A 22,954-nucleotide genomic window follows, 5' to 3' on the forward strand; every position below is an offset into this window, starting at 1 on the left:
CATGGGTTTGTGCGTTTTGACCCATGGAGTCCGGAATTCGTCGCCTACCCCTATGACGCCTACGCCGAGCTGAGACAGCGGCCGGTCACCTTCTTCGAGCCGACCGGCCAGTGGCTGGTCGCCCGGCACGCCGACGTCAACGCGTTGCTGCGCGACCGGAGACTCGGCCGGTCCTACCTGCACGTGGCCACGCACGCCGAGTTCGGCAGACCGGAGGAGCCGCCCTTCCTCGACCCGTTCTGGCGGGTGGTCAGGGCCGGGATGCTCGACGTCGAGCCGCCCGTCCACACCCGCCTGCGCCGCCTGGTCTCCCGGGCGTTCACCCCGCGGATGGTCGAGGCGCTGCGGCCCAAGGTCGCCTCGATCGCCACGGGGCTGGTCGAGGACTTCGTGGCACGTGGCGGCGGCGACCTCATCGCGGAGGTCGCCGAACCGCTCCCGGTGACCGTGATCGCTGAGATGCTCGGCGTCCCCGAGGCGGACCGGCACCTGCTGCGGCCCTGGTCGGCCGACATCTGCGGGATGTACGAGCTCAACCCGTCGCCCGAGACGCAGCGCACCGCCGTACGGGCGGCGGAGGAGTTCTCCGGCTACCTGTCGGAGCTGGCCCGCGCCCGCCGGGCGAACCCCGGCGACGACCTGATCAGCGCCCTGGCCCTGGTCGCCGACGGCGGTGACACCCTGACCGAGGAGGAGCTGGTCGGCACCTGCGTGCTGCTGCTCAACGCGGGTCACGAGGCGACCGTCAACGTCACCGGAATCGGCTGGTGGTCGCTGTTCCGCAACCCGGCCGAGCTGGAACGGCTGCGCGCCGACCACGGCCTGCTGCCCACGGCGATCGAGGAGCTGATGCGCTGGGACACCCCGCTGCAGATGTTCGAGCGCTGGGTCCTTGAGGACATCTCGGTCGGCGGGGTGGACATCCCACGTGGCGCGGAGGTGGCGCTGCTGTTCGGATCGGCCAACCGGGACCCCGAGGTGTTCGCCGACCCCGACCGCCTCGACCTCGGCCGTACGGAGAACCCGCACATCTCCTTCGGCGCGGGCATCCACTTCTGTCTGGGCGCCCCGCTGGCCAGGATCGAGCTGGCCGAGTCGTTCGGCGCCCTGCTGCGCCTGGCTCCCCGGATGGAACTCGCCACCGAGCCCACCTGGAACCCCGGCTACGTCATCCGGGGCCTGACGGCTCTGGAGGCACGGGTCTGAGGTCTCACGCGGCCCCCGGGCGCCCGCCTGACAGCAGGCGCTCGGCGGGCCGCTCGACGAGGCGGTGCAGCGCCCAGGCCAGCAGTACGGCCAGCGGCAGCGCCGTCAGCGTCACCAGGAGCGCGTGCGCCGGGGTGCGCCCGAGCACCCGGTTGACCAGGCTGATCGTCGGCTGGTGCACCAGGTAGAAGGCAAAGGAGATCTCCCCGAGCCAGACCAGGACGGGCAGGCGCAGCGGCGAACGCTTCTCGCGCACGTCGGCCGTCGCGGCGGCGGCGATCAGCACGGCGAACGGTCCCGCCATCCACGCCACCCAGCCCGCGCGCTGCCAGACCAGCGGGACGGTCGCGTAGGCGACCAGGACCAGGACGACGGCCACGGGCAGGCCGGGTCCCCGCCAGCGGCCTTCCTTGACCATCAGCGCCACGGTCATGCCGAGTGCGAACTCCAGTGCCCTGGTCACCGGGAAGATCCAGACGAACCAGTAACCGATGCTTTCCGGCATCGAGAAGCTGACAAACGGGACCACCCATGTTCCGGCCCACAACCCCGCCGAGGTCAGCAGGAGCCGGTTTCCTGGAATACGTCGAAGAAGCGGCAGCAGAAGCGGGAAAACCGCATAAAACGCCATTTCGCAGGAGAGTGACCAGGAAGGGGTGTTGCCGCCGAAGTAATAGGTTTCGTCCGGTACCCAGGCCTGAAGGAGGAAAAATCCGCTCATGGCCGGTCCCGGCGCCACGACGCGTCCCGCCACGGTCAACAGGGCCAGGACGGCGATCCAGGTGACCATGTGACTCGGGACGATCCTGGCGGCCCGTCGCCGCCAGAACGCCCACGCCCGGTCTCCCGGCCTGGACGACCAGGTCAGCACCATGCCGGACAGCACGAAGAAGAACGGCACCCCGGAGGAGCCCGCGGAGAAGACCGCCCCGAGAAAGCGCTGTGTTCCGGGGTCATCCGTTATGCCGCCGGTGAACAGATGAAAACCGAAAACAGCAAATGCCGCGAACCACCTCAAACCCGTCAGGGAGGGGAGGCGGGGGGCTTTTTCCCTGGCCGCGGGAGGAGCCATGGTCTCTTTCACGCGAACCTCGTCACGGTCGCTGTCGGCCGACGCCGTGGACCGGCATGGCGGGATCACACCAAGTAGAACGATCCAGACAATAGCGAACAGCCGCGACCTCCACGATCCCCGTTTTCCGGGAACAGGGGTGACCGCTTGTTTCCGAAGCTCATGGAGTTGTGTTTCAGGCCCGATCATTTGTTTCGGGCCTGCGACGACCGGCCTCCGGCCGCCGAGGAAACACCGCCAGGGCCGGGAGCCGCCCGCCGTACGGCCCCGGCCGCCGGGAAACCGCGTGTCAGGTCAGGCCGTCGAGGACCTTGGCCTCCTTGGCCGGGTCGAGGCCGACCGAGGGGCGGTCGGCCCTGAGCGCCGGGTCGCCCTCCACCTTGAGCCACTCCCAGGTGTCGGCGACCGTCTCCCGCAGCGGACGGCAGACGAGCCCCGCCTCGTGGGCGGCCGAGACGTCCCCGTCGTGCAGGCCGTCGTCCTCGCCGCCCTCGGGCAGCCAGACCGGCAGCTCGGTCCACGCGGCGATGCCCGCCTCCTCGATCACCTCGGCGGGGGTCCAGACCAGCTCGGCGTCGGAGCCGGTCACCCTGATGATCTCGTCGAGCAGCTCGCCCATGGTGGCGTGCCCGGGGTGGCTGACCGTGTTGAAGGCGCCGCCGACACCCCGTTGCGCCGCCCCGAGCATCCAGATCGCGATGTCCCTGGCGTCGATGTACTGCAGCGGACGGCCCGGCCTGCCCGGCGCCAGCACCCGGCCGCCCCGCTCGACGCGGCGCAGCCACCAGGGCAGCCGCCCGATGTTCTCGTAGGGGCCGATCACCAGCCCGGCGCGGGCGAGCAGGGCGCGCTCGCCGAAGACCCGCAGAACGGCCATCTCGCCGCCGCGCTTGGCCTCCGCGTAGTCGTCGGCAGCCTCGGAGTCGGGGTCGCTCTCGACCACCTGGGCGCTCTCATCGGCCCCCGGTGGGATCGGCCAACTGTGGACCGACCTGCTGGACACGTATCCGTAGTGGCCGACCCGCCCGTCCAGCAGCCCGCACGCCTCGGCGACGACCTTCGGCGCCCTGCTCCAGGTGTCGACGACCGCGTCCCACTCACGACCGTCAAGGGCCGCACGCAGCGCCTCGCGGTCGGTCCTGTCCGCGACGAGCGTCTCGACGCCCGCCCCCGCCGTCCCTGGTGGGAGGGGATTTCTGCCCCGGTTGACGATGGTGACCTCGTCGCCCCGTCGCACCGCCTCCTCAACGACGGCCCGGCCGACGAAGTGCGTGCCACCCAATACAAGAAGCCTCATGCCGACCATCCTCATCGCGCCGGCCCCGCCACCCCAGCGAATTCACCACGGGCGTATCCGTACGGTCAGGGCCGTGACTGGCGCAGCCAGCCGAAGGCGCCGAGGCCGTGGGGGTCGATCAGCTCCGCCTCAAGGGAGGCCCGTGACAGGGCGCGCAGATACCCCACCGGGTCCCAGCCCGCCAGGTCGAGGGGCGGGCGGGCGCCGGTGACGCCCAGGGCGCGCAGGGCCTCCCGCTGGGTGGTCAACGTCGTCGTGACCGCCCCGACCCGCTCGCCCGCCGCCGCGCAGGCGTCCAGCGCGACGTGCGCGGTGATGTCGCACGACCCGTCGGGGACCGGCGCCACGGCCGCGCCGCCACGGTAACCGGCGAGCGAGCCGTACGGCGGGCGGGCGCCCAGCCGGTGCGCGTAGTCGACGGCGACGGCCCGGCCGCGCGCCAGCCGTACGATCACCGAGGCCCAGGCCTCGTCGCGGGGCCTGCCGATCTCGGCGCGCTCGCCGACGGGGCCGAGCGGCCACCAGCGGTCGAGCCAGGCAAGGTCGGCCTCCTCCGGGGCGTCGCCGAGCCGCTCCGCGCCGTCCGAGGGATCGACCATGACCAGCCGGGGGCCGTCGGGCGTCTGTTCGACCACGTCGAGGGGAACGTTGTCGAGCCACTCGTTGGCGATCACCAGCCCCTCGACCCCCTCGGGCACCACCGGTTCCCAGCCGATCTCCTCGGGCAGGTCCGGGGGCCGGGGGGCGACGTCCACGCAGGTCACCCGTAGCCGGGAACGGAGTTCCTGCGGCGCCAGGGCCAGCACCCCGGCCGCCAGGGCGCCCTCACCCGCGCCGACGTCCACCAGGTCGATCATCCCGGCGGGCCCGGCCAGTTCGGCCAGTTCGCGCAGTACGGCCCCCGCCAGAACGGCCGAGGTGCCGACTGTGGCACTGGCTGCGGCGCTGACCGAGGTCCGGAAGTGGGCGGAAGGTCGTTCGCGCAGATAGAAGCCGTTTTCGCCGTAGAGCGCCCGCTGTGTCGCGGCGCGCCAGGTGAGCCACACGATCCCCGACGCTACAGGGACGCCCCCCTCGGTGAGAAAGCATGCGACGAGAGGGGAAAAGCGGCCCGGCCCGGGGCAGACCTGGGACAGGACCGCCGCCGCTTTCGGACACGTGCCTTCGCGCAGCCGGGTGGGGCAGGCCCGTTACGCTGGTCAACTGGGCATGGAGCCCCAATCTTGTCGAAGGACGGGACGTCATGGACGCAGTCGATCGCCCGGCGCGGCTGGCCGTCGGAGTGATTGGAGCAGGCCGGGTCGGCTCGGCGCTCGGCGCCGCGCTGGCACGCGCCGGACACCGGGTCGTCGCCGCCAGTGGCGTCTCCGACTCCTCCAGGGAACGGGCCGCGGAGCGGCTGGGCGTCACACCGTCCCGGCCTGAGGACGTGGTGGCCACGTCGGACCTCATTCTCATGACGGTCCCCGACGACGTCCTGCCCGACCTGGTCTCCGGGCTGGCGGGCACCGGCGCCGCCTTCCAGGGCAAGCTCGTTGCCCACACCAGCGGCGCGTACGGCCTGGCCGTGCTGAACCCCGCGATCAGGGCGGGGGCCCTCCCGCTGGCCCTGCACCCGGTGATGACCTTCACCGGCAGGGAGGACGACCTACGCCGCCTGACCGGCATCTCGTACGGCGTGACCGCCCCCGACATGCTCAGGCCCGTGGCGGAGGCGCTGGTCATCGAGATGGAGGGCGAGCCGGTCTGGATCGCCGACGACGACAGGCCGCTCTACCACGCGGCCCTGGCGGGCGCCGCCAACCACATGGTCACGCTCGTCGCCGAGTCCTCCGAGCTGCTCGAACGCGTCGGTGTCGAACAGCCGGGCCGGATGCTCGGGCCACTGCTTGGGGCGGCGCTGGAGAACGTGCTGCGGCTGGGCATCTCCGGGCTGACCGGTCCCGTGGTGCGCGGCGACGCCGGGACGGTCCGCAAGCACGTCGACGCCCTGATCCTCGCGGCACCCGAGGCGGCGGACGCCTACGTCGCCCTCGCTAGGCTCACCGCGGACCGCGCGCTGGCGGCCGGGCTGCTCAAGCCCGAGGCCGCCGAGCGCCTCCTCGACGCCCTGGGAGGGAACATATGGACGTGATCGTGGCCGGTGACCGCGCCGGGCTGGTCAAGGCGAAGCACAGCCTGGGGATCGGCGCGTCCGGGGCGACGCTGGCGCTGGTGCCGACCATGGGCGCGCTGCACGAGGGCCATCGTTCACTGATCCGGCTGGCCCGTGAGCAGGCCGACCACGTCGCGGTGAGCGTCTTCGTCAACCCCCTCCAGTTCGGGCCGAACGAAGATTTCTCCCGCTATCCCCGGACATTTGACGCCGACCTGGAGACCTGCGCCGACGAGGGCGTGAGCATCGTCTTCGCCCCCTCGGCCGACGACATGTACGCCGCGGACCGGCAGGTCTCGGTGTCCTCAGGGCGGATGGGCACGATCGTCGAGGGGGCGTTCAGACCCGGTCACTTCGACGGTGTGCTGACCGTGGTGCTCAAGCTGTTCAACCTGGTCCAGCCGGACATCGCGGTCTTCGGGCGCAAGGACGCCCAGCAGCTGGCCATGATCCGCCGGATGGTCGCCGACCTCGACGTGCCCGTCTCCGTCATGGGCGCGCCGACCGTCCGTGAGGCGGACGGCCTGGCGCTGTCCAGCAGGAACCGCTATCTGTCCACGCACGAACGGCACACCGCGCTCTCCCTGTCCCGCGCCCTGTTCATCGGGGCCCGCGGCCGTACGCCCGCCGAGGTCCTGGCCGAGTCGCGGGCGGTGCTCGACGCCGAGCCCGGGGTCGAGCTCGACTATCTGGTGCTGGTCGACCCGGCGACCTTCACCGAGGTCGGCGACGACCACCGGGGTGAGGCCGTCCTCGCCGTGGCCGCCAGGGTCGGCGCGACCAGGCTCATCGACAACGTCACCGTCACCCTCTGACACCCGCTGACTCTCTTGGGGGTGTGTCCGGCGTCGGATATATTCCGCGCAGGCGCGCACGCCGACCGGTGGCGCGACCGAGCGAGAGGTGATCCGACGCATGCTCCGCACCATGCTCACATCCAAGATCCACCGGGCCACCGTCACCCAGGCCGATCTGCACTATGTGGGGTCGGTGACCATCGACGAGGACCTCCTCGACGCGGCCGGGCTGCTCTCCGGGGAGCAGGTCCACATCGTGGACATCGACAACGGCGCCAGGCTGGTGACCTACACGATCGCGGGCCCCAGGGGTTCGGGGGTCATCGGCATCAACGGCGCCGCCGCCCATCTCGTCCATCCGGGCGACCTGGTGATCATCATCGGGTACGGCCAGCTCGACGACGCCGAGGCCAGGGTCTTCCAGCCCAGGATCGTGCACGTCGACCGGGAGAACCGGGTCGTCGACCTCGGTCACGACCCCGCCGGGGCCCCCGACGGCCTGCTGCGCGGGGACGAGATCCACGGGGCGGCCGTAGGGGGGTAATCCCTACCATCGGTTGGGTAGCTCGCTGGCTCGTTTCCGTATTGTCCGAATTCGTAGCGTTGCTCCTGCAAGGCAGTGAATTCGAAGACGGGGGACGACAGGTGTCGACGCACGCGGTGCGCCTCAACGCGGTGACCAAGACATACGGCAGGAAGGTGCACGCGCTACGCGGCGTCACGGTCGACCTGCCCCGGGGCGGCTTCACCGCCGTCATGGGGCCGTCGGGCTCGGGCAAGAGCACCTTCCTGCACTGCGCGGCCGGACTGGACACGCCCACCTCGGGCACGGTCCACATCGGCGACGTCGAACTGTCGCGGATGAACGAGACCCAGCTCACCGAACTGCGCCGGGACAGGGCGGGCTTCGTCTTCCAGGCGTTCAACCTGATCCCCTCGCTCACCGTGACCGACAACGTCCTGCTGCCGTTCCGGCTCGCGGGCACCAGGCCGGACCACGCCTGGGTGGCCGAGGTGCTCGGCAGGGTCGGGCTCGGCGACCGCGCCGGGCACCGCCCCTCCCAGCTCTCCGGCGGCCAGCAGCAGCGGGTGGCCATCGCCCGCGCCCTGGTCACCAGGCCCGAGGTCGTCTTCGCCGACGAGCCGACGGGCGCGCTGGACACCCAGACCGCCGCCGAGGTGCTCACGCTGCTCCGCCAGGTGGTGAACACCACCGGCCAGACCATGGTGATGGTCACCCACGACCCGGTCGCCGCCTCCTACGCCGACCGGGTGCTGTTCCTCGCCGACGGCACGCTCGTTGACGAGATGTACGCCGCGGGACCCGACGCCATCGCGGGCCGCATGGCCTCGCTCGGCCGCCTGAGGGCCGTGCCGTGCTGAAACTCGCCTTCGCCACCTCGCGTGGCCGCGCGATCTCCCTCGTCGGGTCGTTCCTCGCGCTGTTCTTCGCGGTCGTCCTGGTCGTCTCGTGCGGGCTGCTCCTGGAGAGCGGTGTACGCGCCAGGATCCCCACCGAACGCTACGGCGCCGCCCCGGTCGTGGTCGCCGGCCAGCAGAAGATCACCTTCGTGAAGGGCGAGGCCGACATGGGCCTGCCGCTCTCCGAGCCGGTCGCGATCCCCGCGACCCTCGCCGAGAAGATCGGCAAGGTGCCCGGTGTCACCGGGGTCGTGCCCGAGACCGCCTTCCCTGTCGGCCTGACGGGCACCGAGGGCCGGGTGGTCGGCCGTTCCTGGGGGTCGGCGGGGCTCACGCCGTACCGGCTGGTCAAGGGGCGCGCGCCTGCCACGGCCGGAGAGGTCGTCACCGACGTCACGCTCGGCAGGAAGGTGGGCGAGAAGGTCGGCGTCGCCGGCAGGGACGGCCTCCGCGAGTACGTCGTGACCGGTGTCGCCGGACCCGGCCTCACCCGGCAGCCGTCGGTCTTCTTCACCGGGGAACGCGCCGGGGAACTGTTCGCCAGGCCGGGGAAGGTGTCGGCCTTCGGGGTGTTCGGCACCGGTGACGGGCTGGCCGACCGGGTCGAACAGGCGCTCGGCGACTCCGTGGCCGTCTACTCCGGCGACCAGCGGGGCCTGGCCGAGACCCCCTCGGCGCACGAGGGCAGGGAGATGCTCATCGGGCTCGGCGGCAGCCTCATCGGCATCGTCGTCATGGTGGCGGTGCTGGTGGTCTCCGGCGCCTTCGGCCTTGCCGTACGGCAGCGCGACCGGGAGATCGCCCTGCTGCGGGCGGTCGGCGCCACCCCCAGGCAGGTCCGCGCCATGATCGGCAGGCAGGCGCTGGTCGTCGCCGCGGCGGCCATTCTGCCCGCGCTGCCGCTCGGGGTCGTGCTGGGGAGGTGGATGTTCGGCCAGTTCCTGGCCCGGGGCATGGTGCCCGAGGGGTTCGCCCCGGTCGTCGGCCCCATCCCGCTGCTCGCGGCCACGGCCCTCGGCCTGCTCACCGCCTGGCTGGCCGCCCGCGGAGCCGTACGGCGGGCCGCGAGCATCAAGCCGACCGAGGCCCTGGGCGAGGCCATGGCCGAGCGCAGGGAGCTCGGCAGGGGCCGCATGATCACCGGGCTGGTCTTCCTCGGCATGGGCGTGGCCGCCTCCGGCCTGTCCATGGTCGCCGCGGGGGAGACGGCCGCGATGAGCGCGAGCGCGATCGTGCTCCTGCTGATCACCGCGGCCTCCCTCCTCGGCCCCTGGCTGGTACGGCTCGCCGCGACCCTGGCGGGCGGCCTGGTCAGGCGGACCTCACCGGTCGGCGGCTACCTGGCCGTCGCCAACACCAGGACCGCGGCCAAGCGGCTGGCCTCGGTCGCCAGCCCGCTCATCCTGATGTTCGCCTTCACCTCGACCACCCTGTTCGCCCAGTCGACCGTGGGACACGCGACCACCACGCAGGCGATCGAGGGCAACCGCGCCGACTACGTCCTTGAGGCGAGCCCCGGGCTGTCCCCCGAGGTCGCCGGGGCCGCCCGTGCCCTGCCCGGCGTCACGGGCGTCACCGAGACGATCAGGACCCAGGTGCTCGCCGACACGGTCGAGCTGGGCGAGCGCACGTTCAAGCCGATGGGGGCCGTCGGCCTGACCGTCCCCGCGCACGGCATCGACCTCGGCGTCACCTCCGGCTCCCTCGACCGGCTGCGCGGCGACGGCGTCGCGCTGAGCAGGCTGGCCGCCGACGGCTTCGGCGCCACGGTCGGGCAGGAGGTCCGGCTGCTGCTCGGCGACGGCACTCGCCTGACCCGCACCGTCGTGGCCGTCTACGAACGCGGCCTGGGGTACGGCGAGGTCGCCCTGCCGTACCAGGTGGTCCGTGACCACTCGGAGACCGGGATGGCCGAGCGCCTCTACGTCACCGGTGGCTCGAAGGAGCGGCTCGCCGCGCTGGCCCCCGGCCTGACCGTCCTCGACCGGGACGGCGCGGGCGCCGCGGTCAACGCCGTCCAGGAGTTCAGCGACTGGGCCAACCTCCTGGTGGTCGGGATGATCATCGTGTTCATCGCGATCTCGGTGGTCAACACGCTGGTGACGGCCACCGGCGCCCGGGTGCGGGAGTTCGCGCTGCTGCGCCTGGTCGGGGGGACCCGGCGGCAGGTGCGCGGGATGGTCCGCTGGGAGGCGCTGCTGGTCGGCGGTCTCGCGGTGGTCGCGGGAACCCTGATCACGGCGCCGACCCTGATGGCGCTCAGCTACGGGATCACGGGGTCGCCGCTGCCGCACGTGCCGTACCTGACGTACGGGGCCATAGCGGCCATCACCCTGGGGCTCGCCTACGCCGCCACCCTCGCCCCGACCCGGACCGCCCTGCAGGGCCACCCCGCCACCCAGATCCGCGCCTGATCCTCCTCCGGGCTCCGACATATGTAGCGACGAGGTGCCCGGCCGTCCCTCTCACGGGACGGCCGGGCACCCGGCTTCACCGGCGGTTCAAGCCCATGAGACCCGGCTGAACGGGTGTTCGAGGCCGTGCTTGACGTTATGCAGGCAAATGCCTGCATAATTGGGCCGTGAAGCCCGAAGTGACAGAGATGGACCTGGCGTTCAAGGCGCTGGCCGACTCCACCCGGCGGCTCCTGCTCGACAGGCTGCGTGAGCACAACGGCCAGACGCTGCGTGAGCTGTGTGAGTGTCTGGACATGGCACGCCAGTCGGCGACCCAGCACCTCGACATCCTCCAGCGGGCCAACCTCGTCACGGTCGTACGGCGCGGCAGGGAGCGGCTTCACTACCTCAACCCGGTGCCGATCCACGAGATCGAGCAGCGGTGGATCTCGGGATTCGACCAACCGCGCCTATGGGCGTTGACCGCCATCAAGGACAGGGCAGAGGAGTACGCCATGACCGACGAATCCACATCCATGCCGAGCTATGTCTACGTCACCTACATCCGCGCGACGGCGGAGCAGGTGTGGCGGGCGCTGACGGACGCGGATCTGACGGCGCGTTACTGGTACCACGCCAACGTCTCGGACTGGCTGCCCGGCTCGACCTGGGAGCACCGGCGCCTCGACGGATCGGACACCGTCGCGGTCGTCGGCGAGGTGCTTGAGGCCGAACCCCCGAGACGCCTGGTCATCACCTTCGAGGACGAACCCGGTGCCGACCGGGAGGCGTCGGTCGTCACCTTCGTCATCGAACCGCACCAGGACATCGTCCGTCTGGCCGTGACCCACGAGAAGCTCCCCGACCGGGAGATGTACCGCGGCATCGCGCACGGCTGGCCCGCCGTGCTGGCCGGCCTCAAGACCCTGCTCGAAACCGGCGAGGCCCTCCCGCAGGCTCCGTGGGACATGCCCCGGCTGGAGGTCTGACCCCTGTACGTTCCGGACCCATCAGGAGGAAGAGATGCTCGACACGACCCCGCTCAGAGACGCCTGCCGTGACCTGCTCGAAGCCGCGGCCACGGTCGCGGACTCCGGCATGAGACCCGTTCCGCCACCTGACGAATGGGGCGCCGAACAGATCCTGGCGCACGTCGTCATCGTCAACGCCGTCACCCTCGCCACCGTCTCCGACGTCGCGGCGGGGGTGGACGCGACCTACGACAACCGCGCGGCGCTCTACGCCTGGAACCTCGACCGCGTCATCGCGCTCTCCGGCGGCGACGCCGGGCTCCGGGAGCGGATCCGGCTCCAGGGGGAGGCCCTGTGCGCGCTCGCCGGGTCCACGCTGAGCGACGCCGAACTCGACACGGAGGTGCCCACCCTGCTGCTGTCCAACGGCACGGTCCTCGTCGACCAGCCCATGCCGCTGAGGGTCCTCCTCAAGGGCCTCGCGGAGGTGGAGATCCCCGGCCACACCCGGCAACTCCTGGCCCTGCTGCCCGACCACGCCCTCCGTACGGCGGAGACGGCCCTGAGCGCCTGATCTCCAACGACAGGCGACCCGTCGGGGGCGGGTCGCCCACACGCGGTCGATAAAGCCGACAAATGCCCCTTTAGTCTCATAAATAGGACTAGTTGATCGGGGGAGCGAATGGACCGCCTCAAGGAGAAGGTCGCGCTGGTCACCGGGGCGGGCAGCGGCATCGGCCGCGCCGCCGCGCTGCTGATGGGCGCGCAGGGCGCCCGGGTCGCCGTGGCGGACCGTGACGGACAGGCCGCCAGGGAGACGGCCGACATGATCGACGGCGGCCTCGCGGTGTCGGTCGACGTCATGGACGAGGGCTCCGTGGCCGCCATGGTCGGCGCCACGGTCGCCAAGTTCGGCCGCCTGGACGTGCTCTGCAACCACGTCGGCGGCACGGACCCGCGCACCGACCTGGACCTGCTGCGGCTGGACATGGCCGAGTTCGACCGGGCCGTCGCCCTCAACGTGCGCAGCACCCTGCTGGGCTGCCGGTACGCCCTTCCCCACATGATCGAGGCCGGTGGCGGCTCGATCGTCAACACCGCCTCGGTGGCCGGACTGGTCGGGGACGTCCTGCAGATCTCCTACGGCGCGGTGAAGGCCGCCGTCATCAACCTCACCAAGTCGATCGCCGTGCAGTACGGCCCGCACCGCGTGCGCTGCAACGCCGTGGCGCCGGGGGCGGTGGTCACCCCGGCGCTGCTGGACAACCTCCCGCGGAACGTCGTGGACGACCTCCTGCGCCTCAACGCCCTGCCCTACCTCGGCACCCCCGAGGACATCGGCCACGTCATGGTCTTCCTGGCCTCCGACGAGTCGCGCTACCTGACGGGGCAGGTCCTCGTCGTCGACGGCGGCATGACCACCCAGTCCCCGGCCGCCCCCGGCCGCCGCTCCATGCTTCCCCCGGCCCCCTGAGAACGGGACGACCGAAAAGGGGGACCCGGGGAACAAGGGTTTTCGGGAGGGCGTTATCGTCACATTGACGAAATAGAGGTGCCTCTAGCGATCCCCACAAGGAGGCGGCAGTGACGATCCCGGCCATTCCCCTGAAGTTGACCGCGCCCCCACCGGGCTGGACGGTCGAGGCCGACGTCGTCGTGGTCGGTTCAGGCGTAGCGGGGCTGACCCTCGCGTTGCGCGCCGCCGCCCTCGACCCCGGCGCGAAGGTCCTGGTCGTCACCAAGGACGTGCTCTCGGCGGGCTCGACGCGCTGGGCCCAGGGCGGCATCGCCGCCGTGCTCGACCCGGCCGACACCCCCGAGGAGCACCTGTCGGACACCCTCGTCGCCGGCGTCGGCCTGTGCGACGAGGAGGCCGTACGCGTCCTGGTCACCGAGGGGCCGGACGCGCTGCGCGAGCTGATCGCGACCGGCGCCAGGTTCGACACCGACGAAACGGGTGAGCTGCAGCTCACCAGGGAGGGCGGCCACCGCCGCGACCGCATCGTGCACGCGGGCGGCGACGCGACCGGGGCCGAGGTGCAGCGGGCGCTGGTCAAGGCCGTCGGCGAGTCGTCCATCCAGGTCATCGAGCACGCCCTGGTGCTCGACCTGCTCAAGGACGCCGACGGCCGGGCCACCGGGGTGACCCTGCACGTCATGGGAGAGGGCGAACGCGACGGCGTCGGCGCCGTCAGGGCCCGCGCCGTCGTGCTGGCCACCGGAGGCATGGGCCAGGTCTACGCCGCGACCACCAACCCCGTCGTCTCGACCGGGGACGGCGTCGCGCTCGCGCTGCGGGCCGGGGCCGTGGTCAGGGACGTGGAGTTCGTCCAGTTCCACCCGACCGTGCTCTGGCTCGGCGAGGACTCAACCGGCCAGCAGCCGCTGATCTCCGAGGCGGTCAGGGGCGAGGGCGCCGTCCTGATCGACGCCGAGGGCGACCGCTTCATGAAGGGCGTCCACGAACTGGCCGACCTGGCTCCCCGCGACGTCGTGGCCAAGGCGATCACGCGGCGAATGCGTGAGACCGGCGCCGCCCACATGTATCTCGACGCCAGGCACTTCGGCGCGGAGAAGTGGCGCACCCGCTTCCCGACGATCCTCGCGGTCTGCCTCGAACACGGGATCGACCCGGTCACCCAGCCCATCCCCGTCGCCCCGGCCGCCCACTACGCCAGCGGAGGCGTCAGGACCGACCTGCGGGGCCGTACCAGCGTGCCCGGTCTGTACGCCTGCGGCGAGGTCGCCTGCACCGGGGTGCACGGCGCCAACCGGCTGGCCTCGAACTCCCTGCTCGAAGGCCTGGTTTTCGCCCGCCGCATCGCCGACGACATCCACGCCGAGCGCGCCGTACGGCCCGCGCCCGGTGAGCCCGTCGACGACGGACGCCAGGCCGGGCTGATCGACCCCAGGGCCAGGCCCAGGATCCAGGGGCACATGAGCATGGGCGCGGGGGTGCTGCGCAGCGGCGCCTCCCTGGGCGAGACCGCCAAGGCGCTGCTGAACGTCCGGTGGACCCCGGTCGCGGTCGAGCCGTGCACGGAGTCGTGGGAGACCACGAACCTGCTGACGGTCGCCTCCGCGCTGGTCGCCGCGGCCCGCGACCGGGAGGAGACCCGCGGGTCGCACTGGCGTGATGACTTCGCCGGACGGAACGATGAATGGTGGCTCGGGCACCTCGACGTGACCCTGACAGCGGAGGGAACGACCATGACATATGTGCCGCACGGACGAGGCTCCGACGCGCTGCCGCCGCGGGTCGAGGCGGCCCTGACCGAGGTGGGCGTCGAACCGGCCGAGGTCGCGGCGCTGATCGAGGTCGCCGTGGCCGAGGACCTCCAGGAGGCCGGTGATGTCACCAGCCTCGCCACGATCCCCGAGGGGCTGACCGCCACCGCCGACGTGGTCGCCAGGGCCGACGGCGTCGTGGCCGGACTGGCCGTGGCCGAAGGGGTGTTCGCCCGTGTGGGCGGGAGCCGCATGACGGTCGAACGCGTGGCCAAGGACGGCGAACGGGTGGCGCGGGGTGACGTGCTGATGACCGTCTCCGGCCCGGCCCGCGACCTGCTCACGGCCGAGCGCACGGCGCTCAACCTGCTCACCCACCTGTCCGGCGTGGCCACCCTGACCGACCGGTGGGTGCGGGCCGTCGAGGGCACGGGCGCACGGATCAGGGACAGCCGCAAGACGCTTCCCGGGCTGCGGGCGCTGGAGAAGTACGCGGTGCGCTGCGGCGGCGGCGTCAACCACCGCATGTCCCTTTCGGACGCCGCGTTGATCAAGGACAACCACGTGGTGGCCGCGGGCGGGGTGGCCGAGGCCTTCCGCGCGGTCAGGGACGCCTACCCGGGGTTGCCGATCGAGGTCGAGGTGGACAGGATCGACCAGATCGAGCCGGTCCTCACCGAGGGGGCGGAGGAGGTCCTGCTGGACAACTTCACCGTCGAGGAGATGTCGCGGGCCGTACGGCTGGTCGCGGGCAGGGCCCGGCTTGAGGCCAGCGGCGGGTTGACCTTGGAATCGGCTCGTGACGTAGCCGAAACAGGGGTTGACTATCTTGCCGTTGGCGCGCTCACCCACTCGGCGCCGGCCCTTGACATCGCCTTGGACCTTCGGGGGAACTGATGCTGCTCGCCATCGATGTCGGTAACACCCATACCGTCCTCGGCCTGTTCGAGGGCGAGGAGGTCATCGAGCACTGGCGGATCGCCACCGACGCCCGGCGCACCGCCGACGAGATCGCGGTCGTGCTGCAGGGGCTGCTCGGGCAGTCGCCGCTGCTCAAGGGCACCGACGTCGACGGCATCGTGCTCTGCTCGACCGTGCCGTCCGTGCTCAACGAGATGCGGGAGATGTGCCGCCGCTACTACGGCGACGTCACCGCCGTGATCGTCGAGCCGGGCATCCGCACCGGGGTCCCGGTCAGGATGGACAACCCGAAGGAGGTCGGCAGCGACCGGATCGTCAACGCCCTGGCCGCCATCCAGCTGTACGGCGGGCCGTGCGTCATCGTCGACTTCGGCACCGCCACCTCCTTCGACGCGGTCTCGGCCAAGGGCGAGTACGTCGGGGCGGTCACGGCCCCCGGCATCGAGATCTCGGTGGACGCGCTGGCCGCGGCCGGGGCGCAGTTGCACAAGGTCGAGCTGATCCGGCCGCGCTCGGTGATCGCCAAGAACACGGTCGAGGCGCTGCAGGCGGGCATCATCTACGGCTTCGCCGGGCAGGTGGACGGCATCGTCGAGCGGATGGCGGCCGAACTGGCCGACGACCCCGACGAGGTCACCGTCGTCGCCACCGGCAGCGCGGCGCCCCTGGTGGTCAGCGAGGCGCGCTCGGTCGACGTGCACGAACCGTGGCTCACGCTGATCGGCCTGCGGCTCATCTACCACCGCAACACCACCTGAGGCCCGGTCTCCTTCGCGGAGAAAAAGCGGGAAACACCCTCTGGCGGACATCGGTAACCTTGTCCTGTGACCGATGAAGTGACCACCCCAGCCGACGATCTGCCGGAGCAGATGCGCGTGCGCCGGGAGAAGCTCGACCGTCTCCGTTCGGAGGGCGTCGAGCCGTACCCGGTGAACTTCCCGCGCACCGCGACCAACGGCGACGTCCGCGAGAAATACGCCGGCCTCGACGCCGACACCGCGACCGGCGACAGGGTGGGCGTCACCGGTCGGGTCATGCTGTCGCGCACGGGCGGCAAGCTCTGCTTCGCCACGATCCGCGACGGCTCGGCCGACCTCCAGGTCATGATCTCCCTGGACCGGGTCGGCGAGGAGTCCCTGGCGGCGTGGAAGCGCGACGTCGACCTCGGCGACCAGATCGGCGTCGTGGGCGAGGTCATCACCTCCCGCAGGGGCGAGCTGTCGATCCTGGCCGACAGCTGGACGATCACCTCCAAGTGCCTGCGTCCGCTGCCGGACAAGCACGCCGGGCTCACCGACCCCGAGGCGCGGGTCCGCCAGCGCTACGTGGACCTCATCGTCAACGACGAGGCGCGCAAGATGGCCTACACCCGCAGCGCGGTCGTGCGGTCCATCCGTGACTTCTGGCACGAGGAGGGGTTCCTGGAGGTCGAGACGCCGATGCTCCAGCCGATCCACGGCGGGGCGGCGGCCAGGCCGTTCAGGACCCACATCAACGCCTACGACATGGAGCTCTACCTTCGCATCGCGATCGAGCTCTACCTCAAGCGGCTCGTGGTGGGCGGCATCGAGAAGGTCTTCGAGATCAACCGCAACTTCCGCAACGAGGGCGCGGACGCCACCCACAACCCCGAGTTCACGATGATGGAGGCCTACGGCACCTATCTCGACTACAACGGGATCGCCGACCTGACCCAGCGGATGATCCAGCGGGCGGTCGTGGCCGCCCTCGGGCACTCCGTGGTGGTCCACGACGGCCAGGAGATCGACCTGGGGCTGCCGGTGTGGCCGAGGGTCACCGTTTACGGCTCGGTCTCCGAGGCGCTCGGCGAGGAGGTCACGACCGAGACCCCGCTCGACCAGGTCCGCAAGCTCGCCGACGCGCGCGACATCCACTGGGACGCCAAGTGGGGCCAGGGCAAGCTCGTGCAGGAGCTGTTCGAGGAGCTCGTCGAGCACACCCTCGTCCAGCCGACGTTCGTCATGGACTACCCGCTGGAGACCTCCCCACTGGCCAGGACGCACCGGGACAACCCGCTGCTGACCGAGAAGTGGGACCTGATCGGGTTCGGCACCGAGCTCGGCACCGGTTACTCGGAGCTGAGCGACCCGATCGAGCAGCGCCGCCGCCTCACCGAGCAGTCCCTGCTCGCCGCGGGCGGCGACCCGGAGGCCATGCAGCTCGACGAGGACTTCCTCACCGCCCTTGAGTACGCCATGCCGCCGACGGGTGGCGTGGGGGTCGGCGTGGACCGTCTGATCATGGCCTTCACCGGTAAGAACATCCGCGAGACCATCCTGTTCCCGCTGGTCAAGCCCACGGGCTGACCCTTCCTTCCCTGCACCGGGCCCGTTGCCCGGCTCCCCTCACGGCGGGCCGGGCGGCGGGCCCGGTCTCATGTGGGGCCCGGAGCCCGGTGATTTGATTGGGGCCAAACGGAGGACGGAAACTCTATTTCCAGTGTGTTCGATACCGTACGGTAAACGGCATGTTACGCCAGATTTGCGCCGAATGCCGTAAATCTGGGGCATGGCATCCTCCCATTGCGGAGGGTTTCCAACCGCCACGTCAAGGGGTAGTGAGGCGCTCGGCGAAGCGCGCGGAAGGGCTCCACTTTTTCCGGCGAAATTCACATATAGGTCATAACCATACGGCCGGCCGGCGCCGGGGCCGTGGTCGGCGGGGCTCCGGCGAAACCTTGGTCTGCGAGGACGTGGCGCGCGGCGGGCGCCCCCGGCCACGGACCCTGACTTGTCCGTGACTTAACCATAAAGGCGCCGACATATCATGAGTACTTCACGTAGCGACCACTATGTCAACAGCGCGTGCTACCTCTATGAAGTGTGGAACTTGACGACCTTTGAACAAGCCGTTTACCGTTCCTGACGGGCGACACTGATTCCAGACAACTCACGCCTCGATTAGCAGGTGCGGGGGGAGCGACTCCAGATGGCATATCCCGAAGTGGATTCCCGTCGCGGCGACAGCCTCCTGGGCATGGGCGAGGTCGGCCTCACAGATGAGGACCTCGTGCTGCTGGCGGAGCTGGCCAAGGGCGTCACGGTCGACCGGGTCGGACGCCGCCTCGACATCAGCGGAAGAACGGTCCGCCGTAGACTCCGCGGAATCTGCGACCGCATCGGCGTGGCGACGGCCATCGAGGCCGTCGCCTGGGCGGCCCGCAGACGCCTCATCTGAGGCGAGCCCTTACCCGATGCCGTCCCGGACCCCCGCGTACGGCAGGGGCCCCCTGAGGGGCCGCTGCGGCCGTACGCGACCCGGGTGCGTCCTTCCCCGAACCGCCGTCGGCGGTTCGGGGCGGTCCAGCCGGCCCAGCCGGTCCGGGCGGTCCGGCCGGTTCAGGCGGCTCAGTCGGCGATGCGCACCCCGCCCGCGAAGGGACGGTTGTCGATCGGGGCGATGTGAATGACGTCGCCGGTCTGCGGCGCGTGGACCATGAGGCCCGCGCCGATGTAGATCCCGACGTGGTGCAGGTCGCTGTAGAAGAAGACGAGGTCTCCCGGGCGCAGGTCGCTCCTTGAGGAGATGTGGGTGCCCGCGGTCCACTGGTCGCCCGTGTAGTGCGGCAGGCTGATGCCGACCTTCTGGTAGGCCCACATCACCAGGCCGGAGCAGTCGAAGGAGTTGGGGCCCTCGGCCCCCCACACGTACGGCTTGAGCTGCTGGGTGAGGGCCCAGCGGGCGGCCTCGGCGGCCTTGCCCGAGCCGATGATCGGCACGTTGACCTTGACCCGGCTGCCCCGGTTGCGCCCGGCCTGCGAACGCACCTCGCTGAACAGGTCGCTCTCGACCCGCTTCACCAGCCGTTCGATCTTGGTCCGCCGGTCGCCGAGGTCGGACAGGAGGTCCTTGACCTCGTCGGTGCGGGCCTTGGCGCTGGCCTGCGCGCGCTGGGCGGTCTCGATCGCCTTGCTGACCTGCGCGACCTCCTCGCTCTGCTGCTGCTGGAGCGCGTAGTTCGTGGTGGCCTGGTCGAGGAAGGTGTCCGGGTTGGACGACTGGGTGAAGGCCAGCGCCGAGGCGAGCCCACCCGCCATGTAGGTGCTCTGGGCGAGCAGGGTGGCCTTCGTGCGCCGCTCGGCCAGCTGCGACTCGCTGGCGGCGAGGGTCTTCTTCGCGCTCTCCGCGGCGCGCTGCGCCTGCTTGAGCTTGACCCGCCCGCCGTTGTACTGCTCGGTGAGCGTCTCGATCTCGGTGTGCAGCTTCTCGGCCTGCTTGGCGAGCTCCTGCAGACTCGGTTTCGGCTCCGCGGTCGCGGCGAAGGGGGCGCCGAGGAGCAGGGAGGCGAAGGCGAGCCCGGCGATCACCACCTTGTGCCGCGGCCTGCGCACCCGGTGTTCTCGATGGCGGGCGTTCCCGCCCGCGCTCTCTCTCCCACGGTTGCGCGTGCGCTTCACCAACAGGCTCCTCTCTCGGCCGCCTACCGGGTTAGCTGACGGGTTCGGGCCGGAGGCAGCCCTACCGAGGCGCCGGTGGCACATCGGATTCACCCCGGGGGACGGCTGGAGGGTGGGTCCCCGGTTCCCCGAGTCGGGGATTCGGCGGCGCAGCACTTTACGGGTGCTGACATCGAGGACGGACATTAGTGCAATTGGCGGTTCATGCTCAACCAGAACTGTGAAGCCGGTGGAGCTTTCGCAACTGAAATGTCACGGTCGGGTCACGTAATTTCATGATCGACATATGTGCCACGCCGGGCATCCGCCTCCCCCGGCGCGGGGGTGGAGATTCTCGCAGGTCCGGGCCTTCGGACAAGGCCGGTCGAGGCGCGCTCGCCGGGCGGCCTCCCGGGGCGCGAAGAAGACGGCGAGATTCATCCGGCGGACCCCGCGACCGAGATAAGGGCAGGCCGTAAACAAGCGGTGACGAGGACGTACTCTGATCAGTCATGGAGCAGGTTGCGCAACAGTCCCCGGTGCGGGCCGTACCCGGCCGGGACGCGGTTTCCCCGGAGGCCCCGGAAGGGGAGTCGGTGGCGGTCTCCGGCGACGTCCCGGAAGGATCGTCGGCGGAGATCACGGTGCGCAGGGCCAGGACGCCGGACGTCCGCGCCATCCGCCGCCTGGTCGACACCTACGCCGGAGCGGGGCCGCGCCTGCTGGAGAAGGCGACCGTCACCCTTTATGAGGACATCCAGGAGTTCTGGGTGGCCGACGTGGCGGGAAAGGTCGTCGGCTGCGGAGCACTGCACGTCCTGTGGGAGGACCTGGCCGAGATTCGCACGGTCGCCGTCGATCCCGACTGCCGGGGTATGGGAATCGGCCACCGGATCGTCTCCCGTCTCATCGGCGTCGCCGGAGACCTCGGACTGCGCAGGGTCTTCTGTCTCACCTTCGAGATCGATTTCTTCGCGAGACACGGATTCAGGCAGATCCAGGGCACACCCGTCGCGCCGGAGGTCTACGCGGAACTTCTCGCCTCCTATGACGAAGGTGTGGCAGAGTTCCTTGATCTGGAGCACGTCAAGCCGAACACCTTGGGAAACACCCGGATGCTGCTCCATCTGACACCGCGGGGCCACTAGCTTGACCGTGGTGCTGACTGATCGGAAAGGTGACTGTTGTTACCTATGTCGATACGTTGTGCACCAGCAAGCATGTGAGTCTGACATGTGCCACATGCGCAGTCGAAGTGAGGTGACGCGGTGAGCACCGGACAGCCACCGTATCCGCAGGATGATCCCGAGCGCGACCGCACACCGTCGGGGCATCCGCAATACGGACAGAACGCGGGTCGAGCCCCCGGAGAACTCGATCCCGATGTGACAGTCGTGGGATATCGATCGGAGGCCTCACAGCCGAACACCGGACCTGGGCAGACCCAGCCCGGGTACGGCCAGCAGCAGGGCTACGGCCAGCAGGCCGCCCAGCCCGGTTACGGTCAGCAGGCCGCCCAGCCCTCCTACGGCCAGGACTACGGCCAGCAGCAGGGGTACGGCCAGCAGGCCGCCCAGCCCGGTTATGGTCAGCAGGGTGGGACGGGTGCCTACGGGCAGCCCGACTACGGCCAGCAGCAGGGCTACGGCCAGCAGGCCGCCCAGCCCGGTTACGGTCAGCAGGCCGCCCAGCCCTCCTACGGCCAGGACTACGGCCAGCAGCAGGGGTACGGCCAGCAGGCCGCCCAGCCGGGTTACGGTCAGCAGGGTGGGACGGGTGCCTACGGGCAGCCCGACTACGGCCAGCAGCAGGGCTACGGCCAGCAGGCCGCCCAGCCCTCCTACGGCCAGGACTACGGCCAGCAGCAGGGGTACGGCCAGCAGGCCGCTCAGCCCTCCTACGGCCAGGACTACGGTCAGCAGGCGGCCCAGCCGTCCTACGGTCAGCAGCCCTCCTACGGGCAGCCCGACTACGGTCAGCAGGGCTACGGCCAGCAACCCGGTTACGGCGCCCAGGCGTCCATGTACGGCCAGGGGTACGGTCCCCAGGGGGTCACGCCCCCCGGTGCGCCGGCTCCGCTGGCCGAATGGTGGCAGCGTCTGGTGGCGAGGATGATCGACGGCATCATTCTGGCGATCCCCACGGTGATCCTCAGTCTTGTGCTCGCGGCGATCCTTATCACCAACGGCGGTTTCGACCTTGAGAGCGGTGTGATCACCCAGCCCTCGGGGTACGCCCTGTCGACTTTCCTGACCACCATCATCGCCGGTCTGATCTATGTCGCCTATGAGTTCCTGATGTTGCGGCAGAACGGTCAGACCGTCGGCAAGATGGTCATGGGTATCAAGGTCGTCCGGGTGGGAGGCGCTCTGCAGGGCGGTCTCTCCCCCGATGTCGCCATCAAGCGGGCGGGCGTCTCCTACGGCCCCTACGCGCTGAGCGGCATTCCGCTGGTCGGATTCGTGCTCAACATCTTCACTCTGGTGAACGTGCTCTGGCAGCTGTGGGACAAGCCCCTGAAGCAGTGCCTGCACGACAAGGTCGCCGCGACGGTGGTCGTCAAGACCAAGTAGTCGCGGGAAAAGGGACCGGCGGGTTGAACCGCCGGTCCCTTTTCGTGTCCGCGTCCCGGTGCGCCGGGTTTCGTGTCCGCGTTCGCGTGTGACGGGAAACACGCCGGAGGGCGTGCCCGGTAACGAGGGCCCCTCAGGACGCGATGGAAGCGCAAACCCATTCGAGGCGGCACGAGGAGCGTTATGGCCGTCCACCCCCCTCCCTCGCCGACAAACGCCGTGCGCCACGGACGTCACGGCGCCCCCACCCCCAAGGGCCGCGGGATGAACAACTACGCGGTGCGGCCTTTGGACAGCCGTCCACACGGTCTTATGGGGCCCCAAAGGGAGAACGCGTGCCGCGGGGAGTTCGCGGACAGACGGCCGAATGGATCGCGGCCGGGGGAGGGCATCCTCCCGGGCGGCGCCGACTTCGCGTCCCCCAAGGGATTGTCCCGCCACCCGACTTCCCCTTCCCGAGGCTTCTTAGCGATGGCTCAGGAGGCGTCCTGGTGTCACATGGTTGTTACGGAGTCCGCT

General features: G+C 70.5%; 19 protein-coding genes and 1 riboswitch. Of the genes, 15 read left to right on the forward strand and 4 right to left on the reverse strand.

What is annotated here, in order from left to right; translation table 11 throughout:
• Positions 1-9: 9 nt before the first annotated feature.
• Positions 10-1,206 carry a cytochrome P450 gene (locus tag ABZ463_RS29335; protein ID WP_352014119.1) on the forward strand — a complete coding sequence of 399 codons (1,197 nt, stop codon included), beginning with the start codon at positions 10-12 and terminating at the stop codon, positions 1,204-1,206.
• Positions 1,207-1,210: 4 nt separating this feature from the next.
• Here ABZ463_RS29335 and ABZ463_RS29340 read toward each other — a convergent pair whose 3' ends face one another.
• The 3 genes from ABZ463_RS29340 to ABZ463_RS29350 all read right to left on the reverse strand — a co-directional run bounded on the left by ABZ463_RS29340 (position 1,211) and on the right by ABZ463_RS29350 (position 4,621).
• Positions 1,211-2,290 (reverse strand): acyltransferase, encoded by a 1,080-nt coding sequence (locus ABZ463_RS29340; protein ID WP_362781018.1) that lies wholly within the window; start codon positions 2,288-2,290, stop codon positions 1,211-1,213.
• A gap of 277 nt (positions 2,291-2,567) precedes the next feature.
• A complete protein-coding gene (locus ABZ463_RS29345; RefSeq protein ID WP_362781021.1) occupies positions 2,568-3,575 on the reverse strand; it encodes an NAD-dependent epimerase/dehydratase family protein in 1,008 nt (335 codons plus the stop codon).
• Between the two features lie 65 nt (positions 3,576-3,640).
• On the reverse strand, positions 3,641-4,621 hold the full coding sequence (locus ABZ463_RS29350; RefSeq protein WP_352014117.1) for an SAM-dependent methyltransferase: 981 nt from the start codon (positions 4,619-4,621) through the stop codon (positions 3,641-3,643).
• Between the two features lie 197 nt (positions 4,622-4,818).
• Between ABZ463_RS29350 and ABZ463_RS29355 the strand changes: the two genes are divergently transcribed.
• The 12 genes from ABZ463_RS29355 (at position 4,819) to ABZ463_RS29410 (ending at position 18,663) form a co-directional block, all read left to right on the forward strand.
• Positions 4,819-5,709: a DUF2520 domain-containing protein gene (locus ABZ463_RS29355; RefSeq protein WP_352014116.1), complete on the forward strand. Its 891-nt coding sequence runs from the start codon at positions 4,819-4,821 to the stop codon at positions 5,707-5,709.
• Positions 5,700-6,545 carry a pantoate--beta-alanine ligase gene (panC, locus tag ABZ463_RS29360; RefSeq protein ID WP_362781025.1) on the forward strand — a complete coding sequence of 282 codons (846 nt, stop codon included), beginning with the start codon at positions 5,700-5,702 and terminating at the stop codon, positions 6,543-6,545. Before ABZ463_RS29355 ends, panC begins: the two co-directional genes overlap by 10 nt.
• Before the next feature lie 100 nt (positions 6,546-6,645).
• A complete protein-coding gene (panD, locus tag ABZ463_RS29365; protein WP_352014114.1) occupies positions 6,646-7,071 on the forward strand; it encodes an aspartate 1-decarboxylase in 426 nt (141 codons plus the stop codon).
• A gap of 101 nt (positions 7,072-7,172) precedes the next feature.
• Entirely contained in the window at positions 7,173-7,910 is a 738-nt protein-coding gene (locus ABZ463_RS29370) for an ABC transporter ATP-binding protein (protein ID WP_352014113.1), read from the forward strand.
• A complete protein-coding gene (locus ABZ463_RS29375) occupies positions 7,904-10,363 on the forward strand; it encodes an FtsX-like permease family protein (protein WP_362781029.1) in 2,460 nt (819 codons plus the stop codon). Before ABZ463_RS29370 ends, ABZ463_RS29375 begins: the two co-directional genes overlap by 7 nt.
• A gap of 167 nt (positions 10,364-10,530) precedes the next feature.
• The gene (locus ABZ463_RS29380; protein ID WP_362781032.1) at positions 10,531-11,334 is read left to right on the forward strand and encodes an SRPBCC domain-containing protein; all 804 of its coding nucleotides are present in this window, start codon (positions 10,531-10,533) and stop codon (positions 11,332-11,334) included.
• Between the two features lie 34 nt (positions 11,335-11,368).
• Entirely contained in the window at positions 11,369-11,890 is a 522-nt protein-coding gene (locus ABZ463_RS29385; protein ID WP_362781035.1) for a hypothetical protein, read from the forward strand.
• A 108-nt stretch (positions 11,891-11,998) separates the two neighbouring features.
• Complete coding sequence (locus ABZ463_RS29390; RefSeq protein WP_362781037.1) at positions 11,999-12,790, forward strand: SDR family NAD(P)-dependent oxidoreductase; 792 nt, start codon at positions 11,999-12,001, stop codon at positions 12,788-12,790.
• A 110-nt stretch (positions 12,791-12,900) separates the two neighbouring features.
• Complete coding sequence (locus tag ABZ463_RS29395; protein WP_352014108.1) at positions 12,901-15,441, forward strand: L-aspartate oxidase; 2,541 nt, start codon at positions 12,901-12,903, stop codon at positions 15,439-15,441.
• Entirely contained in the window at positions 15,441-16,223 is a 783-nt protein-coding gene (locus ABZ463_RS29400; RefSeq protein ID WP_352014107.1) for a type III pantothenate kinase, read from the forward strand. The genes ABZ463_RS29395 and ABZ463_RS29400 overlap by 1 nt, the downstream gene beginning before the upstream one ends.
• Before the next feature lie 66 nt (positions 16,224-16,289).
• Positions 16,290-17,792, forward strand: a complete 1,503-nt coding sequence (gene lysX, locus ABZ463_RS29405) for a bifunctional lysylphosphatidylglycerol synthetase/lysine--tRNA ligase LysX (protein WP_352014106.1) — start codon at positions 16,290-16,292, stop codon at positions 17,790-17,792.
• A 670-nt stretch (positions 17,793-18,462) separates the two neighbouring features.
• Complete coding sequence (locus tag ABZ463_RS29410; protein ID WP_352014153.1) at positions 18,463-18,663, forward strand: LuxR C-terminal-related transcriptional regulator; 201 nt, start codon at positions 18,463-18,465, stop codon at positions 18,661-18,663.
• A 170-nt stretch (positions 18,664-18,833) separates the two neighbouring features.
• Here the strand turns inward: ABZ463_RS29410 and ABZ463_RS29415 are convergent, their stop codons facing one another.
• Positions 18,834-19,883, reverse strand: a complete 1,050-nt coding sequence (locus ABZ463_RS29415) for an NlpC/P60 family protein (RefSeq protein ID WP_362781041.1) — start codon at positions 19,881-19,883, stop codon at positions 18,834-18,836.
• A gap of 5 nt (positions 19,884-19,888) precedes the next feature.
• A riboswitch (cyclic di-AMP (ydaO/yuaA leader) is annotated at positions 19,889-20,040 on the reverse strand.
• A gap of 334 nt (positions 20,041-20,374) precedes the next feature.
• Between ABZ463_RS29415 and ABZ463_RS29420 the strand changes: the two genes are divergently transcribed.
• A complete protein-coding gene (locus ABZ463_RS29420) occupies positions 20,375-21,010 on the forward strand; it encodes an amino-acid N-acetyltransferase (RefSeq protein WP_362781044.1) in 636 nt (211 codons plus the stop codon).
• 246 nt (positions 21,011-21,256) lie between these two features.
• The gene (locus tag ABZ463_RS29425; protein ID WP_362781046.1) at positions 21,257-22,435 is read left to right on the forward strand and encodes an RDD family protein; all 1,179 of its coding nucleotides are present in this window, start codon (positions 21,257-21,259) and stop codon (positions 22,433-22,435) included.
• The last annotated feature ends 519 nt before the right edge of the window (positions 22,436-22,954 follow it).

This window comes from Streptosporangium sp. NPDC020145 (genome assembly GCF_040631275.1).
Lineage (GTDB): Bacteria > Actinomycetota > Actinomycetes > Streptosporangiales > Streptosporangiaceae > Streptosporangium.